Origin of the sequence: Tistlia consotensis USBA 355 (assembly GCF_900177295.1) — a bacterium.
GTDB classification, from domain to species: Bacteria; Pseudomonadota; Alphaproteobacteria; order Kiloniellales; family DSM-21159; genus Tistlia; species Tistlia consotensis.
Genome location: NZ_FWZX01000003.1, coordinates 116897 through 134796, shown reverse-complemented (window position 1 = coordinate 134796; position 17900 = coordinate 116897). Strand labels below are relative to the sequence as shown.

Below are 17900 nucleotides of genomic sequence, written 5' to 3'. Positions count from 1 at the left end.
CGAACCGTTGCCCCCGACCCGGGAGACCTGCCATGGAGTCCAAGGTAGCCTCGATCGTCCTCGCATTCGCCATCGGGCTGGTCGTTGCCGGCGGGGTCGTGACCGCCCTGAGGCCCCTGCATGCCGTGGCAGGCGCGGGCGCCGGGCGAGTGCGGGCGCTGCACGAGGCCGACGCCTCGCCGGGAACGATCGCCGTGTTACGGGAACGGCCATGACCGAGGCATACGAGATCCAGGAGCACCTCTACGACGTGCTCATCGTCGGCGCCGGCGGCGCCGGGCTGCGCGCCGCCCTGGGCATGGCGGCGTCGGGCCTCAGGACCGCCTGCGTGACCAAGGTCTTCCCGACGCGCAGCCACACCGTGGCGGCCCAGGGCGGCATGGCCGCCTCGCTCGGCAACATGGGCGACGGCGACGACTGGCGCTTCCACATGTACGACACGGTCAAGGGCTCGGACTGGCTCGGCGACCAGGACGCCATCGAGTACATGTGCCGGGAGGCCGTGCCAGCGGTGCTGGAGCTCGAGCACTACGGCGTGCCCTTCTCGCGCACCGCGGACGGGCGGATCTACCAGCGGCCGTTCGGCGGCCAGACCATCGGCTACGGCAAGCAGATGGCGCAGCGCACCTGCGCCGCGGCCGACCGCACCGGCCATGCCATCCTGCACACGCTCTACCAGCAGTGCCTGAGGCACGGCACCGAGTTCTTCGTCGAGTACCTGGCGCTCGACCTGCTGATGGACGACGACGGCGCCTGCCGGGGCCTCGTCGCCTGGAACCTGGAGGCCGGCACGCTGCACCGTTTCCGCGCCCACCGCACGGTGCTGGCGACCGGCGGCTACGGCCGGGTCTACTTCTCCTGCACTGCGGCCCATACCTGCACCGGCGACGGCAACGCCATGGTGCTGCGCGCCGGCCTGCCGCTGCAGGACATGGAGTTCACCCAGTTCCATCCGACCGGCATCTACGGCTCGGGCTGCCTGATCACTGAAGGCGCGCGCGGCGAAGGCGGCTACCTCACGAATGCCGAGGGCGAGCGCTTCATGGAGCGCTACGCCCCGAGCGCCAAGGACCTGGCCGGACGCGACGTCGTCTGCCGGGCGATGACGATCGAGATCAACGAGGGCCGCGGCTGCGGGCCGCTGAAGGACCACATCATCCTGCATCTGGAGCATCTCGGCGCGGAGCTTCTGCACCAGCGCCTGCCCGGCATCAGCGAGACCGCGCGGATCTTCGCCGGCGTCGACGTTACCCGCGAGCCGATCCCGGTGCTGCCGACCGTGCACTACAACATGGGCGGCGTGCCGACCAACCTGCACGGTGAGGTCGTCACCAGGCGCGACGGCGATCCGGAAGCGGTCGTCGCCGGGCTGATGGCGATCGGCGAGGCCGCCTGCGTCTCGGTTCACGGCGCGAACCGGCTCGGCTCCAACTCGCTGCTCGACATCATCGTGTTTGGCCGCGCGGCAGCCGCACGCGCTGTCGCGACGCTGCGGCCGGGCGAGCGCCATGCGCCGCTTCCCCAGGAAGCGACCGACCGCGCGATCCTGCGCTTCGACCGTATCCGCTGGTCGAAGGGTGGGGTCGGCGCGGGGACGATCCGCCCGGCGCTGCAGCGGGTCATGCAGCGCCACTGCGCCGTGTTCCGCGACGGCCCCCTGCTGGAAGAGGGCAGGGAGCGGCTCGCCGAGATCGCGGCGAGCCTGCGGAGCGACATCGGCGTCACCGACCGCTCGATGATCTTCAACACCGACTTGGCGGAGACGCTCGAGCTGGACAACATGATGGCCCAGGCGACGGTCAGCCTGCAGTCGGCGATCGGCCGGACCGAGAGCCGCGGCTCCCATGCCAGGCAGGACTTTCCGAAGCGCGACGACGAGGGCTGGCTGAAGCACAGCTACGCCTGGCTGGACGAGGAGGGCGGCGTGCGGCTCGACTACCGCCCCGTCCATCTGCAGCCGCTCTCGAACGAGGTCGCCTCGATTCCCCCGAAGGAGCGGGTCTACTGATGAGCCAGCGAATCCCCGAGGCCTGGAACCGCATTGCCCTTGTCGACGAGGCCGCCTTCAGGTCGATCCTGCCGACGGACGTCGAGTGGCGGGCCTTTCCGGCCTTTCCGCCGTCCGTCCGCCTCGCCGTCCTGCTCGGACAGCCCGCGCGGAGCGGCCTCTACGTCGTCCGCGTGAGGGTGCCCGCCGGCGTCAGGCTGATGCCGCACCGCCACCCGGAGGACCGGATCTACACGGTGATGTCCGGCGTCTTCTACATCGGGCTCGGCGAGCGCTTCGACGGCGGCAGGGTGCAGGCCTATCCGGCCGGCACGGTCATCGTCCTGCCCGGCGGCACGCCGCATTTCCATTGGGCGAAGTCCGGCGAGTACGTGACTCAGGTCATCGGCGCCGGGCCCCTCGGCCTCGACTACCTCGACCCCGCCGACGATCCGCGCGGAGCCCCCTGACGCACGGTGTGTGCGGTTTGCTGCGGCCATGATGGACACGGGCGAGGTCGCCCGTCCGTTCACCGTCCCCTGCATGACCACTCTGCCATCGAGCCATCGCATTGAAATCATGCGACTATTTTGGGCCGTTCCGAGAGGCTTCCTGGCCAGGGCAGCTAGCGGTTGTTCTCGGCGATCGCTGGGTCCTTGCCGTCGAGGACGACCTGGTCGGACGCATTCGTCCGCGCGGCGGCCGGTCGCGTCATCAGCACCAGGGTTCCGAGTGCTGCGGCCAGAACCGATCCGGCGAGCACGCCCGACTTGGCGACCGCGGCATAGCCTTCGTCGGGGAAGGCCTGGTCGGCGAGGAGCAGGGCGACCGTATAGCCGACGCCGCAGAGCATGGCAGCGCCGACGAAGCTGCCCGGTGCTACGCCCACCGGCGCCACCGCCAGGCGTGTCTTGACCGCGGCGAGGGAGGCGAGCGCGATGCCCACCGGCTTGCCGACGACGAGTCCGAGCACCATGCCGGCGAGCACCTGCCCGGCGTCCGGCGCCGCCATGTCGAGATCGAGCCGGACGCCGCTCGCGGAGAAGGCGAAGAGCGGCAGGATGACGTAGGTGCTCCAGGGCGCGATCGCCCGCTCGACCCGGTCCGCCGGCGAAAGCAGCCGGTCGCTGGCCGCGGAGAGGTTCCGGCTCGCCCATTCCCACAGCGGTTCCCCGGCGATGCTGACCGGTCCGGCGCTCGTTCCCCGCGCCTGCTTCTCGGCGTGCTCCAGCGTCGACAGGGCCGTCGCGGCCTGGGCCAGCAGGGGCGCGACCGCCGGCGCGGGCCGCGTCGGCAGGAAGGCGGCGAGCGCGATGCCGGCGAGCGCGGCGTGGACGCCGCTGGCATGGAGACAGACCCAGAGGAGTGCGGCGGTCAGGAGATAGGGCCAGGCCGCGTAGACCCGCGCCCGGTTGAGCAGGAACAGCAGGCCGACCGCGGCGGCAGCGGGCAGCAGCCAGGACGGCTCGAAGTCCTGCGGGTAGAAGACGGCGAGCGTCAGGACCGAGAGCACGTCGTCGACCACGGCGAGCGCGGCGACAAAGACCCGCAGGCTCGCCGGCACCCGCGGTCCGAGCAGCGCCAGGATGCCGATCGTGAAGGCGATATCGGTCGCCGTCGGCACCGCCCAGCCTTCCGGCAGGCCGTCCGCATTCAGGCTCAGGTAGATCAGCGCCGGCGCGAGCATGCCGCCGAGCGCGCCGACCACCGGCAGGATCGCCGCGCGCAGGCTGGAGAGCTCGCCGGAAGTCACCTCGCGCCGGATCTCGAGCCCGATGAGCGTGAAGAACACCGCCAGAAGGCCCTCGGAGAACCATTCCGCGAGGTTCAGGGACAGCAGCTTGCCGGGCGGGCCGATGCCGACGTCGAGGCCGATGAAGGCCCGGTAGAAGGGGGCCAGGGCCGTGTTCGCGAAGAGCAGCGCCGCGGCGGCGGCCAACAGCAGCACGAGGCCGCCGGAGGCCGGGAGGTTGGCGAAGGCGCGCGCGGAGCGCCCGAGGCGCGAGGCCATCGGCAGCTGCAGGGCTTCCAGCATCGAGTGGAAGTCCCAGGCGCCGTCGTAGCGCTCGCCGTCGAGGAACAGCGTCGGCGTCCCGGTCACGCCGTTCCGGCGGCCTTCGCTCAGGTCGCTCCCGACGCGCCGTCCCGCCTCCTCGCTCTCGAGATCCTGCCGGAAGCGGTCGAGGTCGAGGCCGAAGGCGCGGGCGGCGTCCTGCACCTGCGCCTGCGGCTCCGCCAGGGGCAGCTCCTGCTCGTAGATCCAGTCGTGCATCTCCCAGAAGCGGCCCTGCCTGCCGGCGGCCTCTGCGGCGCGTGCCAGGAACGTCGCTCCGGGGTGCGCCGCCTCGTTCGGGAAGTGGCGGTAGACGTAGGCGAGTCGCCCGCCCAGCGCTTCGCGCAGTCGCGCGAGAACGATCCTGAGGCGCCGGCAGTAGGGACAGAGATAGTCGCCGTAGAGGACGATGGTGGTCACGCCGGCCGGGGCGGTGCCGCCACGGAGGTGGTCGCGCTCCGGATCGACGGGGCGCTGCAGGCGCGCCCGGAGGCGTTCGGGGATCTGGCCCTTGGTCATGGCCCTGCGGTCCCGGGTCAGATGAAGCGCGGGATCGGCGTGCGCTGCGGCGTGGTGTCGCCGCCGAGATCGATGACGAGCTCGTCGAGGTAGCACCAGCCCCAGCCTTCGGGTGGGTCGTAGCCCTCGATGACCGGATGCCCGGTCTCGTGGAAATGCCGGGTCGCGTGCCGGTTCGGCGAGTCGTCGCAACAGCCGACGTGACCGCAGGTCCGGCAGATCCTCAGGTGGACCCACGGAGACCCCGTCTTCAGGCACTCCTCGCAGCCGAGGGCGCTCGGCGTGACCTTGCGGATCAGCTTCGCGTGAGCGCAGCCCGCGGTCATCAATGAACTCCTGCGGCGAGCATTGGCGCCGTGCCCGCGGGGGTGCCGGGAAGGCGGCCGTGGAGCGCGGCGACCACCTGCGCGCCCTCGCCGACGGCGGCCGCCACGCGCTTGATGGAGCCGGCGCGGACATCGCCGATCGCGAAGACGCCGGCCCTGCTGGTCTCGAGCGGATGGCCGCCGCCGGCACCGGTGACGACGAAGCCCTTGGCATCCAGCTCCACGCCGCCATCGCGCAGCCAGTCCGTGTTCGGGTCTGCCCCGATGAAGAGGAAGAGGTGGCGGACGTCGCAGGTGCCCGTCCTGCCGTCGCGGCTTCGCCAGCGCACGCCTTCGAGCAGGCCGCCGCGTTCGACGAGGCCGCAGATCTCGGTTTCCGCCAGGACCTCGATGTTCGGCTGGGCCAGGATGCGCTGCACGAGATAGCGCGACATCGTCGCGCCGAGGTCGCTGCGGCGGACGAAGAGGCAGACCTTCTTCGTCTGGCTGGCCAGATAGACGGCTGCCTGGCCGGCCGAGTTGCCGGCGCCGACCAGGGCGACCTCCTGTCCCTTGCAGAGCTTCGCCTCGATCGGCGAGGCCCAGAAGTGCACCGAGGTGCCCTCGAAGCGCGCGGAGTCGGGCAGGCCGAGCCGGCGGTAGTGCGCACCGCTGGCGATCACCACGCTGCGCGCTCCGACCGTCTCGCCGCCCTCCAGGCGAAGGGCATAGCCGTTGTCGCCGCTCTCCAGGCGGATCGCCTCGTCGGGGATCGCGAAGGCCACGCCGAACTTCTGCGCCTGGCTATGGGCGCGCCCCATCAGCGCCATGCCCGAGATGCCGGTCGGGAAGCCGAGGTAGTTCTCGATCCGCGCCGAGGCGCCGGCCTGGCCGCCGAAGGCCTGGCGGTCGAGCACGATGACGGACAGGCCTTCCGAGGCGGCATAAACGGCGGCGGAAAGGCCCGCGGGGCCGGCACCCACGATCGCGACGTCGTAGCTCAGGTTGCGGTCGATCGGCCGCAGGAGGCCGAGGCAGCGCGCGAGCTCTCGCTCCGAGGGACTGCGCAGCACCTTGCCACTCGGGCAGAGCACGATCGGCAGGAGATGGGGGTCGATCTCGAAGCGCTCGACGAGGATCTGCATGCAGGAATTGTCGCCTGGATCGATCACCCGATGGGGCTGTCCGTTGCGGCGCAGGAAGGTCTGCAGCCCGAGAACCCGTGCGTCGTCGGCCGGTCCGATGACGATCGGCCCGGCGCTGCTGCTTTCCAGCAGCCCGACCCGGCGCAGGATCAGCGCGCGCATGATGCGCTCCCCGAGCTCGGCCTCCTGCACCAGGAGGTCGCGCAGGCGCCCCGACGGAATGACCAGGGCGTCGAGCGGCTCGAGCGTGACCGCCCCGACCAGGGCCGGGCTGTCGGAGAGCTGTGCCAGCTCGCCCAGGAACTCGCCGGGGCCATGGACGATGATCGTCTCGCGGCTTCCCCCTTCGAGACCGGCCGCGACCCGGATCCTGCCGGCGCGGACCAGGATCAGGCCAGGCGCGACCTCGCCCGGCCTCAGGAGATGCTCTCCGCCCCCATAGGATGCCGGCGTGCCGAAGCGCTGCAGGCGGTCCATGTCGGGCGCGCCGAAGACGGGGAACATCTGCTCTCGGCGCGGATGGGTCGCCTGCCCGCCGGTCGTCATCGACGGACGATCCCTCTGGCGCCGCCTCCGGAAGGGGCGGCGGGAAGCCCGTCGCCTGCTCTCACCCGACTCATGGCGGCCTCCTCATACGGTCCGGCGACTCTCGTCCGAGCCCAAGTTATCGCCTTCTTCGCGGCAGGGAAGACCATGGCCGGTAAATTCAGGTGAACAGCCCCCGGGGCGGTCCGGGCCCAGGGACCGCGCGGCCGCTCGTGCGTCGTGGCGTGCGCCGCTCTCCGGCGGCCGGCCGGCGGCTGACCGGTCTCAGCCACACCTGACGCCTACCACCGGCTTGGTCGCGGTACAGTTTGGACGAGCGCGGAAGTGGCCCGGATCGCCCCGACGGGATGAGACTGCCCCTTGCCGCCCGGCGCCGGTGTCGACGCGGCGGTCTGCCGTTTTGCACATCACGGTAGTTTCACGGGCCGTGTGAGACAGTCCGTTTCAGTTGCAGCGCGAGGCTGGTCGCGAGTCGGCTATGTCACTGGGCCATGTCACTGGCCTGCCCCGGGCACGCCGGAGAGAACGAGGCCGGGCCGGTGGCTTGCGGGAGCTTCGGATGCAGGTCTCCGCTGGCTCGACGTCGAAAAAGGCGTCATGCTATCAAGAGTGTTATTAAATTGACCAACCGGCACCTGTCCGGTGTGCGTTCGCGGCGGACAGGCTGCCCAGGAAGAAGAGGAAGGGAAAACCGCGATCGCCTTTTGGGGGCTGCATCCAGGCGCGTCGACTTCTGCGCTCCGCGAACCTCGTCTCCGTTGGACCGCAGGTCGGCCGGCGTCGTTGGGCGACGCGTCGACCGGTCGTCGCGAGGTCGCGCAGCGGCGGGACCGACGAGCTGCATGTTGTGGGCTGCATACGACGACTTTGACTCTCCGGCCGCACTGAACCTGGTGGGACAATGCTGTCTGAGGGGGCGGCCGTGGCTGACAACTCTCTTTTCTCGGATCTCGGGATCGTCGGACGTTCGCCGTCGTTCCTGCGCATCCAGACCTCGGTGGCGCGCTACGCGGAGTGCGACGTGCCGGTGCTGATCCATGGCGAGACCGGCACCGGCAAGGAGCTGGTGGCGCGGGCCCTGCACTACCTGAGCGGCCGGCGGGACCGGCCCTTCGTCCCGGTGAACTGCGGAGCGCTGCCCGACTCGCTGGTCGAGAACGAGCTGTTCGGCCACCGCCGGGGCGCCTACACCGATGCGCGTGCCGAGCAGAGGGGCATGGTCGCGCTCGCCGAGGGCGGCTCGCTGCTGCTCGACGAGGTCGACGCGCTGGACCGCCGCGCCCAGGTCACCCTGCTGCGCTTCCTGCAGGATCGGCAGTACCGGCCGCTCGGCGCGGAGGCTCTGGTCCAGGCCGACGTGCGCATCGTCGCGGCGAGCAACGCGGATCTCAAGGGGCTGGTCGAGGCCGGCGCGTTCCGGCAGGATCTGCTGTTCCGCCTGGACGTGGCCGCCGTCGAGGTGCCGCCGCTGCGCGAGCGCGGCGACGACGTGCTGCTGCTGGCGGAGCATTTTCTCGACCGCTACGCCCGCCAGTACCAGCGCCGGCCGCCGACGCTCGGGCCGGCGGCCCGCCTGCTGCTGCTCGGCCACGACTGGCCGGGCAACGTCCGGGAGCTCGAGAATGCCATGCACCGGGCCGCGATCCTGGCCGATCAGGGACGGCTCGACGAGCTGCCGCCCGGCGTGCTGCCGGAGCCCGGGCAGACGGCGGCGACCGAGGCCGGCGCCGCCGTCGAGGATCCCGATTACCGCGGCGGCCTGAAGCGGGCGAAGGCGCGCTGCCTGCAGCAGTTCGAGCGGCGCTATCTGGAGTGGCTGCTGTGCCAGACCCGGGGCAACGTCTCGGCCGCGGCGCGCACCGCCGGCACCGAGCGCCGGCACCTCGGCCGCATGATCAAGCGCGCCGGCCTGTCCGCGGAGATGTTCCGGGGGGCCGAGGCCGATGCGTCGTCGGGTCGCGCGCTCAGGGGCTGACGGACCGGCCCCGACCGTGCGCCGGGCCCGGAGGTCGTCGCCGCTGTCGATGGGCAGGTCGGCTCCGCTCGGCGCCGGGGCGACGCTCGGCCGTGACGTCCCGAGCTTCGCTCCCGATCAGCCCAGCGCCCGGCGGGCCTTCTCAAGGGCGGCGGTGGGCGCGATGCCGCCCTGGCGCCAGCGCTCGACGCCGGCGTGGGGATAGAAGGGCGCGCGGCCGCCGAGCAGCACCACCAGGCTCGCCGGGAAGGGCACCGTCGGATCGAGCAGCCTGAACCAGGCGCCGCCGAGCGTCACGGCGGCCTCGCCGACGAAGGCCGAGAGCTCCTCGCCTTCCTCTGCCGAGAGGGCGCTCGGATCGGTCCGCGCCTCGATCGCCGCCGCGGCGGCAGGATCGCAAGCCTGAATCCCGGTGCGATCGGCCAGCCGCCTGGCGAGCAGCTCCTGGCGTCGCTTCAGGCGCGCCGAGACCGGGCGCAGCGGCGCAGCCTCGCCGCCGGGCGCCGCCAGCCATTGCACCGGTGGCGGGGTCCAGCTCTCCGAGAGCGCCGGCAGGGCGGCCCGGAGCGTCTCCGGCTCGAAGCCGGCCCCGCCGAGCAGCGCCACCGCGCCGGTGATGCTGCGGTGCAGCTCGACCGTCGGCAGCGGCGACGCGAGCGCCTCCAGGTCGGTCAGGAGATCGGGCCCGCGCCAGGTGAAGCGGGAAAGCGGCGGCTGTCCCTGGAGCTGCCCCCGGATCTGTCCCTGGAGCTGTGCGGCGACCTCGCCGCAGGGGCCGGCGACCGCCCAGTCGGCCAGGCAGGCGTCGAAGAGGCCCAGAAGCAGGCGCAGCGCGGCTTCGGCTCCGAGGTCGAGCCGCCGCGCCGCGCCGGCGGCGAGGCCGGGCTCCAGCGGCAGCGTCATCGCCCAGCCTTCCCCCTCGACCTCGATGGCCAGAGCCTGCGGATCGGCGGCCGCGCGTGCGATCGCGGCCGGCGACGGATCGTGGGCCGGCCCAGGGGCGTGGCTGCGGACCTCGGCGTCGAGGCCGACGGATGCCATGACACTGGCCAGCCCGAGCGCGAGGGCGTCGTTCTCCGCCGCCCCGGGATCGTCACGTCGGCGCAGGCGTAGCGCGCCGGGGGCCAGGCCGGCATGGTAGGCGAGACCGACGATGCGCTCGGCGAGGCCCGGCCGGCGCAGGCCGAGGGCCGCCGGCCCGAGGAACGCCTGCGGTCCGTCCGTCATGGCTCGCGGATCACGGTGCCGCCGCGGATCTGGTAGGGCCGCTGCGTCGACCAGTGAATGCGTTCGACCACCTCCATGATCTCCGTGTTGGTGAGCCCCTGTCCTTGTAGCCAGCGAACGAACTCGCGGACTATGAGATTGTGCGTCTCGGCGGACAGCGACTGGCTCGTCACGACCTCGAGCGTCGCCCCGGCCGCGGCCGGGTTGATCTGTGCCTCGATGCCGGCGGCGCGATACATGCGCTGCAGCGATCCGGCGGCGTCCATGGCCTGCATCCGCCCGAGCCCGGGCAGGGTGAAGTCGCGGTGCTTGACCTCGGTCAGCACCGCACCCTCGTCCGGCATCGGGCCCAGGCGTCCGGTGCGCGCGATGTCGGGAATCACTTCCGACTGAGGCGCGCTGCGGCCGCTGAAGGTCTCCTCGCCGGGCAGCTGGTAGTGGACCTGGGTCTCGCCGGGCAGGGCGCCGCGCCGCTCGGCCGCCATCAGCTCGTCGATCTGCCAGACCTGCATCCGCTGGCCGGTCGCGGCGTCGCGCATGGTCCAGTTGCCGCCGTACTCGGCCCAGCGGGGGTCGCCCCAGAGCTGCATCGCGACCTCGGGCGGCTGCGGCTGGTAGCCGCCCGCCGGCAGCTCGGGAAGCTGCGGAACGCCGGGCAGCTGCGGCTCGGCGGGGCGGCCGGGCAGGCGGATCGGGCCGCCCGGGCCTTCGATGACCATCGGCGGCTCGGCCGCGCTCGCCGCGGCGGTGGACCCGCCGCCGGGGCCGAGCAGCCCGCGGGTCCGGCCGGCGAGCTGGCCGTCGACGATGCTGTACATCTCGCCGTTGCCCCGGAGCAGGTATCCGGTCCCGCTCTCGGCGTGGCCGACGATCGTGACCAGCTCGCCGTCGGCCATGCGCAGGGCGACCGTGCGGGCCCCCGAGGCCGCGTCGTCGATGGTGTAGAGGACGTCGAAGGGCGTCCGGCCGGGCTCGGGCATGCCGAGGCGCGCCAGCGGGCTCTCGCCGGCCAGGACGATCGGCGCGTCGGCGGCGGCGCCCCGCTCGAGCAGGGTCACGCCGCCCCCCGCCGCCGGCGGCGGGAAGAGGAAGTGGCCACCGGCGCCGAAGCCGGCGCCCATGCCGAAGCCCATGCCGAAGCCTTCGAGATACTGCTCGGGGGTGTAGGCGCCCCTGCCCCAGATGGCCTGGGCCGCCGGGTTGGCGAAGTCGCGCTGGCTGGTCAGGAAGTGCTCGCTGCCCATGACGCCGACGTTGACCAGGCCGCCCTCGACGCCGAGGCTGAGCGCGCTGAAGGCCAGCGTGCCCTCCGTGGCGAGGCCGAGCCCGCCGACCACGGCGCCGCCGATGCCGGCGGTCGCGACCGTGAGCGCCACCGTCACGACGCCGATGACCGCGGTGCGGACCGCCGCGCAGTACTGCAGGTCCTCCATCTCGTTGTACGAGACTTCGCCCCGGTCGTAGGCCTCGGCGATGTCGCGCTGGGTCCGCCCGCCGAACAGGTCGATGAGGGCCATGCTCATCGCGTTGGCGTTGGCGCTCTCGCCCCAGGCGCCCGCCGCCATGTAGTTGCCTTCCGCCAGCATCTCACTTTGCGCATCCAGTGCCTGCGTGGTGCGCCGCTCGGCCTGTTCGCTGCTGGTGACGTCGCGGGGATGCTCCCGGCGCCAGGTCTGGAGGTCCGACAGGACGCCGGCCAGGGTCGTCACGTAGCCGTCGAGCGTGCCGTCGAGGCCGCTGACGAAAGCCGAGGCCGGCGCCTGGTTCGACAGGCGCCTCGCCTGGTCGCGGGCCTGCTCGACCTGGCTCTTGAAGCCCTCGACCTCGGCCAGCCGGGCGTCCGCGAAGCTGCCTCTGACTCGCGTGGCGAAGCGGGGCACCCGCTCGCCGAGAGCTTCCGCCTGAGCCTGGAGCGCGGCCGCCTCGCCGACCTTGTTTGCTTCGTCGCTCGCTTCTGCTGCCAACTGCTCCAGGTCGCTCGCCCCGAAGGCCTCGGCGAGCGCCTGCAGCGTGATCTGCTCGCCCGTCACGGTGATCTCGTGGCCCTGGATCCGATAGGTCCGCCGGGCCGGAAGGACGGTTGGTCCGGGCGGCGTCTCGGTCGCGATCTCGACCATCTCGGTGGCCGGGTCGATGCCGTGGGCATCGTACCAGCGGCGCGCGATCAGCCGCCGGATCATCATCCCGGCGAGCTGTCCGCTGCCGTGGTTCCGGAAGATGTTGTAGACGAGCTCCCACGGGTCCTCGGCCTGGTACTCTGCGTCCGGCGCGACGAGGTCGGCCAGCGGCCTCTCCTGGCTGTCCGTCGAATCGCCGGTCGTCTCCGGGCCGTCGTCGCGCTGCAGGCCGGCGGAAGGCCTGGCTCTCGGTGCCAGCACCGGACCCGGCGAGAAGACCTGCCCGGCCAGATCCCGGGCCTCGATCTCGTCCGCATCGCGGCGCCTGCCGACCGGAGACGAGGAGGGCGTGTCCGCCGAGCGGGCGCGCTGCGCGACGTGCACGAGCTCATGGGCCAGGATCGTCCGGTCGGGCGTGCCGCCGGCCTGGACGTCCGACCGGAAGGCGATATGGCGGCCGTCGGTGACCGCACGGGCGCGAAGCCGCCGGGCGAAGGCGTCCGCGGCGGCGTCGGTGTGCAGCCGCACCGCCGCGAGCGAGATCCCGAGCCGCGCCTCCGACTGCCTCCGGATCGCGGGATCGAGCGGCGTGCCGGCGGCGGCGACGGACTGCATCATCTGGTTGCTGAGGCCGCCAGGCCCGGTCTGTCCCTGCCGCAGCGCCTCCGGCTCGGAGTGCCGCCCGGCGGGACCGGTGGCCGCGGCCTTGGCCGGGGCCTCCTTGGCGGGTCCCGTCACCGTGCCGCTCCGACGGCGGGGCGACCTCCGGTCCGCAGCCGTTCAGCCATAGCGGTTCGGCCCGCTCGGCAGGGGGAAGTCGCCGGCGCCGGATCCGACCTGGAAGATCTGCTTCAGGTCGATGCCGGGGATCGCGTCGGCGTTGTCGATGATCAGCTGGCGGATCGCGCTGGTCAGCGCGGAGTTCACCATGGCCAGGGTCAGGCCGCGTACGAAGCGGGGCTGCAGCGCCGCCTCGGGGTCGATCTGGCTGGCGGCGAGCCGGTCGCTGGGCTGCCCGCTGCCGAGCAGGGCCAGCAGGCCGATGAAACGCAGGCCGCTCTCGACGCCGGCGGCACTGGCCGCCGATCCCAGCGGCTCGTAGCGCGTCACCTGGACCGCGCCGCCCGGTGAGACCGTCAGGCTCTGGACGCGCAGCGCGTCCTCGCCGCCGGACTGCAGGATGATGCCCGAGGTGTTCAGCGTCAGCTGCGACACGCGCGGCGGCTCGTCGCCGCCGAGCTGCGCGGCCGTGCCGGCCATGCGCGCCGAGACGGAGATCGTCGTTCCCGGAGGGATGACGACGCCGCTGTCGCCGCTGGCGTAGCGGATCTCGTGGGCGGTCGAGAAGCTGCCGCCCAGGGTGACGTTGGTGACCTGCTCCGGCGTCAGGGCGCTGCCGCCGCCGCCGCTCGGCAGCGACTGGAAGTTCTGCTGGATCTGCCGCAGCGTGGCGGCCGGATCGGCGTCGGTCAGCGGATCGTAGCCGGCGCTGGCCGCGGGGGTGCCGGCGACGAGGCTGCTGACCATGCCCGAGACCGTGCCGGCCAGTTCCGGCGCGACGACGCTCTGGCCGCCGAGGTCGCTGACGCCGACGCTGACGCTCGTGCTCGCCGTCGCGAAGTCGTAGTGGGCGCCGGACCAGGTGATGTCGTTGGCCATCACCAGCTCGATCATCCAGTTGAGGTCGAGCAGCAGGGCCGGCGAGAAGTGGATGTCGAGCCCGGTGCGGCTCAGGGTCAGGGTCACGGTCGTCGGGTTCACCGTCTCCAGGTCGCTCGCGAAGCTGGACTGCAGCTCGAGACCGCCCGGCAGGTCGAAGCTGATGCTGGCGCTGATGCTGTCGGGATCGACATCCGGCGGCACCGACTCGAGCGCCTGGCGGCGGATCACCTCGTCGTCGCCCTCGGCGACGTGGGCGAGCTCGTGCGCCAGCAGCGCGTCGTCCGGCCCGCCGGCCGGCGCCGCCGCGCTGTTGACGCCGATGTGACTGCCCAGGGTGAAGGCGGCGGCGCCGAGCATCTCGGCCTTGTCGTCGACCGTCTGGCCGCGGTGCAGCCGCACGTCGGCGAGGCTGCGCCCGAAGGCAGGCTCCAGCCGGCCACGCGTGGCGGGGTCGAGCGGCCGGCCGGGCTCGCCGAACAGCCGCGCGCCGGGCTGCGAGACCCCGCCGCCTGCAGCCGCGGGCCCGGAGGGCGCGCCGCGGCCCCCGCCGACGCGGGCCGGCAGCGAGTCGGCCGCCTGCCGGGCCCGGGCTTCCTCGGGGTCGTGCAGGCCGCCGACGCGCAGCCTCTGGCGATGCAGGTTGCCGCCGCCGTCCTGCCGGGGACCCGGCGCGCGCGGCGCGGAGCCTCCGGCCGGTCCGGCGGCGTTGCCACGGGTCGGTCGGTCATGCCGGGCCATCGTGCGCCTCCGTGCGGCTGCCGCCGCCGACGGCCGGCGTTGCGGCGTGGCCGTTCGTGCCGCGCCGGGCCGGGGCGCCGGGCAGCTGGCCGCGTTTCATGAGCTGGCGCCGGATCGCCGTGTCCAGCGCCTCGCGGTCGATGCGGCCGCCGCGGCCGGCGGCCAGGAAGGCGGCCTCCAGCGCCGCGGTGCGGATGTCGCCGCCGCTGAGCTCGAAGCGCTGCGCCAGCTCGGCGAAGTCGACCTCGGGGCAGAGCGGCGCCCGGACCGGGATCGCCTTGCGCCACAGCTTCGCGCGCGCCGCCGCGTCGGGCAGCGGGAACTCGATCACGAAGGGCAGGCGGCGCAGGAAGGCCGTGTCGAGGTTGCGGCTCAGGTTGGTCGCCAGGATCACGACGCCGTCGTGGTCCTCCAGGCGCTGCAGCAGGTAGGCGATCTCGATGTTGGCATAGCGGTCGTGGCTGTCCTTGACCTCGCTGCGCTTGCCGAACAGCGCGTCGGCCTCGTCGAAGAACAGGATGGCGTTGGCGGCGCCGGCCGCGGAGAAGACCCGCTCCAGGTTCTTCTCGGTCTCGCCGATGTACTTGCTGACCGTCGCCGAGAGGTCGAGGCGCCAGAGGTCGAGCCCGACCTCGGCGGCGACGATCGCGGCGCTCATCGTCTTGCCGGTGCCGGAGCCGCCGGAGAAGAGGGCCGCGAGCCCTCGGCCGGTGCCGCGGCCGACGCCGTCGAAGCCCCAGAGGTCGAAGACCTTGCCGCGCAGCGCGACGGCCGAGGCGAAGTCCTTGAGCTGCGCCAGCGCGCCGGCGGGCAGGACCAGGTCGGACCAGCCGGCGTCGGTGGCCACGGGCCTGGCGGTGCCGGAGAGCTCGGCCGTGCTCTCGGCGCGTGCCGCCGCGACGAGCGCCGGCAGGTCGGCCCGTGGCGCCTCGTCCTCCAGCCCGAGCCGCCGCGCGGCCCGGACGATCGCCGGCTCGCCGAGCGCGAAGCGCCCCGCCACGGCCTCGATCGCCCGCGGCGCCGCCTTGCGGCCGCAGGCCGCGAGCGCCCCGCGCCACAGCGCGGCGCGGGCCGGGGTGTCCGGCAGCCGCTGCCGGCGCTGCTGGACCAGGCGCGGCGCCAGGGCCGCGGTCCAGCCGTCGGGCCGCTGGACGAGCAGGGCGACGGGCCAGCGGGGGTCGAGGCCGTCGAGCGGTGCCGGGCGCTCCGATCGGCCCAGGTCGATGACCAGTGCGGCACGGTTGAGCTGCGCGCTCAGCGCCGCTTCGCGCAGGGCCTCCGGTGCCGGCACCCCGCTGGCGGGCGTCGGATCGTAGAGCAGGGCACGCAGGCCGAGCCGCCCTGCCCAGGCGGCGGCCGCCGCCCGCCGGCCGCTGCCCGGCGGGCCGGCGACGAGCAGGGCCGGCGCGGCGGTCTCGACGGTCCCGGCGGGCCGCTGCGCGAGCCCGTCCGGCGGCCCGGGCAGCCAGGCGAGCTGGGACAGCGGCAGGCCCGGCTGTCGCAGCAGGTGATGGACGAGCGCCGGCGCGCAGCGCCAGCCGCGCAGCAGCAGCGGCCGCGCGGGCTCGTCCGGCTCGGCCGGCAGCAGCAGCCCGCCCGCGGTCAGGCCGCCGGCCGCCGTCGGCAGCGCCGGCGAGAGGATCGCCCGCAGCCGTCCGGAGGCTGCCGCGTTGCCCGGGCCGGCGAACAGGCGCTGGGCCAGCTCCAGGCTGGGCCAGCGGCGCGTCACGTCGTCGTTGAGATAGGCGAAGAGCGTCGGGTAGCGGGCGTCGAGCTCCGGCGCCAGCGCGAGCATCACGAGGCCGCAGCCGAGCGGGCAGAGCCCGAGCGCCCGACCCGCCTCGGCGACCGGCGCGACCAGGGAAGCGGAGAGGCGGGGGGCCGTCTCCGGGATCGCGGCTCCCTGCCGTGCCAGCAGCGCGTCGACCAGGGCGTCGGAGACGTAGAGGCCGCGGAACTCGTCGAGCGACAGGGCGTAGCGGGCCCGCAGACGCTGCAGCTCGACGGCGATCAGCCGGTCCAGGGCGGCGAGCGCCGGGGTGAAGTCGCCGGCGCTCACGGGCTGCGCTCCAGGACCAGGACCCGGCCGTCGGCGAGCCGGGCCTCGCACTCCGCGAGGCCGGTCATGCCGAGCAGCACGTCGAGCGGTGGCCGGTCGAGGCGAACGCGGACCTGCCGCCGCCCGATCAGGGCGCTGCCGCCCGCGCCGAGCAGGTTGACGCGCAGGAAGTCCGGCGAGGCGCCGGCGAAGCCCGGCAGGCGTCGGGCCAGCTCCAGCAGCAGGCGGGCGGCGACCGCCCCGAGCGCCGTCCGTGCCGCCTGGCCGGAGATCAGGGCGCGCGGCAGGGCGCGTGGCAGGGCACGCGGCAGGCCGGGCACCGGCTGGCCCGCTTCCGAAAGGGCCCGGGCGAGACCGCGCCAGGCGGCCGGCGGGACCCGGCGCGCCCAGTCCGCGAGCGCGGCCTCGTCGAACGGGCCGGGCAGGCCGTGCAGGTCGCGCCACAGGGGCGCGCGCCACAGCGCCCTGTCCCTGCCAGCGCAGGCCGAGAGCAGCAGCAGGCGGACGAGATCGGCGGCGGCGAGGGACGGAGCGGGGGCCGGCCAGTCCCGGACCGCGGCATCGATCGGCAGCGCGTGCAGGGCCGGCAGCAGCAGCGCGAAGCCGAGCAGGGGCGAGGTGCGCCAGCGCTCGCCCTGTCCGGCTTCGGATCCGGCGGTGGCTGCGGCGAGCGCCTGCCGGAGCGCCTTGAGCAGGGGCGTCGGCAGCGGCGGCAGGCCGACCGGCGGTGCGGCGCCCGCCGCCTCGCCGCCGGACGCGCGGTCGAGCGAGGGGCCGGCCTTGGCGAAGCCGTTGCGCAGCGCGGGCCGCAGCGCGGCGGCCCGCGCTGCGACCGGCACCAGCCAGCCGATTCCCCTGCTGTCCGGCGTGGCGGCGACCTCGGCGACGACAGCGAGCGCCGCCACGGCGTCGGGCAGGTCGGCGCCGTCGAGCAAGGCGCGGGCGGCCGTGGTCCAGGCCGCGGGCGTCGGCGCGCCGGCCGGGCCGGCGGCCAGCGCGGCCAGCACGGCCGCGGCGTCCTGCGGCGTCAGCGCGGTCCAGAGGCGCGCGCGCACCGCCGGGGGACAGGCGGCGAGCACCGCTGGAGCGGCGGCCCAGTCGCGCGACAGGACCGCGCGTACGGCGGCCCCGACGGGCAGGGCGGCCAGGCCGGCGAAGCCGCGGAACCACCAGCGGCTCCAGGCCGAACCGTCGAGCAGCGCTTCCAGGAAGGCCGCCGTGTAGGCGGCGCGGCTGGGGAAGCACAGCCCTCCGGCCCGCGCCGCTGCGGCGCGGGCGACGCCGGCGGCGATCGCCTCGGCCAGGCGCTCGGCGAGCGCCTCGAGCGGATCGGCGGTCGAGTGGCTGAGCTCGACGGTCAGGCGCCGGATCAGCAGGACCGGCTCGCCCTCCGGGCCGTCCCTGGCGGCGTCCCGGGGGCCGTGCTCAGGGAGGCGTGCGGCGAGCCGCTCGTCCAGGGTGCTGGCCAGCAGCGTCGCGGCTTGCCGCGCCGTCCGCTCGGCCGGCCCCGGCGGGCAGTCCAGGGCCAGGCGCAGCCGGTGGATGGCGAGCCGAGGTGCGACCACGG

The 17900-nt window shown here is 73.9% G+C and carries 12 protein-coding genes; 4 read left to right on the top strand and 8 right to left on the bottom strand.

Annotated features, from left to right (window positions below; translation table 11 throughout):
* Positions 1 to 32 precede the first annotated feature (32 nt).
* From B9O00_RS06060 to B9O00_RS06050, 3 genes are read left to right on the top strand one after another with little or no spacing between them, the layout of a single operon-like run.
* Positions 33 to 215 (top strand): hypothetical protein, encoded by a 183-nt coding sequence (locus B9O00_RS06060; protein WP_085121571.1) that lies wholly within the window; start codon positions 33 to 35, stop codon positions 213 to 215.
* A complete protein-coding gene (gene sdhA, locus B9O00_RS06055) occupies positions 212 to 2008 on the top strand; it encodes a succinate dehydrogenase flavoprotein subunit (protein WP_085121570.1) in 1797 nt (598 codons plus the stop codon). Before B9O00_RS06060 ends, sdhA begins: the two co-directional genes overlap by 4 nt.
* Entirely contained in the window at positions 2008 to 2457 is a 450-nt protein-coding gene (locus B9O00_RS06050) for a cupin domain-containing protein (protein WP_089229654.1), read from the top strand. Before sdhA ends, B9O00_RS06050 begins: the two co-directional genes overlap by 1 nt.
* 155 nt (positions 2458 to 2612) lie before the next feature.
* On the opposite strand, the gene nhaA is transcribed toward B9O00_RS06050, so the two are convergent.
* Genes nhaA through B9O00_RS06035 form a run of 3 tightly spaced genes read right to left on the bottom strand, consistent with a single transcriptional unit; the run spans position 2613 to position 6555 of the window.
* Positions 2613 to 4559: a Na+/H+ antiporter NhaA gene (nhaA, locus tag B9O00_RS06045; RefSeq protein WP_085121569.1), complete on the bottom strand. Its 1947-nt coding sequence runs from the start codon at positions 4557 to 4559 to the stop codon at positions 2613 to 2615.
* A 17-nt stretch (positions 4560 to 4576) separates the two neighbouring features.
* Positions 4577 to 4885 carry a UBP-type zinc finger domain-containing protein gene (locus B9O00_RS06040; protein WP_085121568.1) on the bottom strand — a complete coding sequence of 103 codons (309 nt, stop codon included), beginning with the start codon at positions 4883 to 4885 and terminating at the stop codon, positions 4577 to 4579.
* Positions 4885 to 6555, bottom strand: coding sequence for an FAD-dependent oxidoreductase (locus B9O00_RS06035; RefSeq protein ID WP_085121567.1), 1671 nt, complete (start codon positions 6553 to 6555; stop codon positions 4885 to 4887). Before B9O00_RS06035 ends, B9O00_RS06040 begins: the two co-directional genes overlap by 1 nt.
* 922 nt (positions 6556 to 7477) lie before the next feature.
* On the opposite strand from B9O00_RS06035, the gene B9O00_RS06030 reads away from it, so the two are divergent.
* Positions 7478 to 8530, top strand: a complete 1053-nt coding sequence (locus tag B9O00_RS06030) for a sigma 54-interacting transcriptional regulator (RefSeq protein ID WP_200808416.1) — start codon at positions 7478 to 7480, stop codon at positions 8528 to 8530.
* A gap of 117 nt (positions 8531 to 8647) precedes the next feature.
* On the opposite strand, the gene B9O00_RS06025 is transcribed toward B9O00_RS06030, so the two are convergent.
* The 5 genes from B9O00_RS06025 to B9O00_RS06005 are packed head-to-tail and all read right to left on the bottom strand — an operon-like array spanning position 8648 to position 17898.
* Complete coding sequence (locus B9O00_RS06025; protein WP_085121565.1) at positions 8648 to 9757, bottom strand: hypothetical protein; 1110 nt, start codon at positions 9755 to 9757, stop codon at positions 8648 to 8650.
* Positions 9754 to 12612, bottom strand: a complete 2859-nt coding sequence (locus B9O00_RS06020; RefSeq protein ID WP_085121564.1) for an eCIS core domain-containing protein — start codon at positions 12610 to 12612, stop codon at positions 9754 to 9756. The genes B9O00_RS06025 and B9O00_RS06020 overlap by 4 nt, the downstream gene beginning before the upstream one ends.
* A 42-nt stretch (positions 12613 to 12654) precedes the next feature.
* Entirely contained in the window at positions 12655 to 14274 is a 1620-nt protein-coding gene (locus tag B9O00_RS06015) for an eCIS core domain-containing protein (RefSeq protein WP_085121563.1), read from the bottom strand.
* Positions 14261 to 16333 (bottom strand): AAA family ATPase, encoded by a 2073-nt coding sequence (locus B9O00_RS06010; RefSeq protein ID WP_085121562.1) that lies wholly within the window; start codon positions 16331 to 16333, stop codon positions 14261 to 14263. Before B9O00_RS06010 ends, B9O00_RS06015 begins: the two co-directional genes overlap by 14 nt.
* On the bottom strand, positions 16330 to 17898 hold the full coding sequence (locus B9O00_RS06005; protein WP_085121561.1) for a hypothetical protein: 1569 nt from the start codon (positions 17896 to 17898) through the stop codon (positions 16330 to 16332). Before B9O00_RS06005 ends, B9O00_RS06010 begins: the two co-directional genes overlap by 4 nt.
* Positions 17899 to 17900 lie beyond the last annotated feature (2 nt).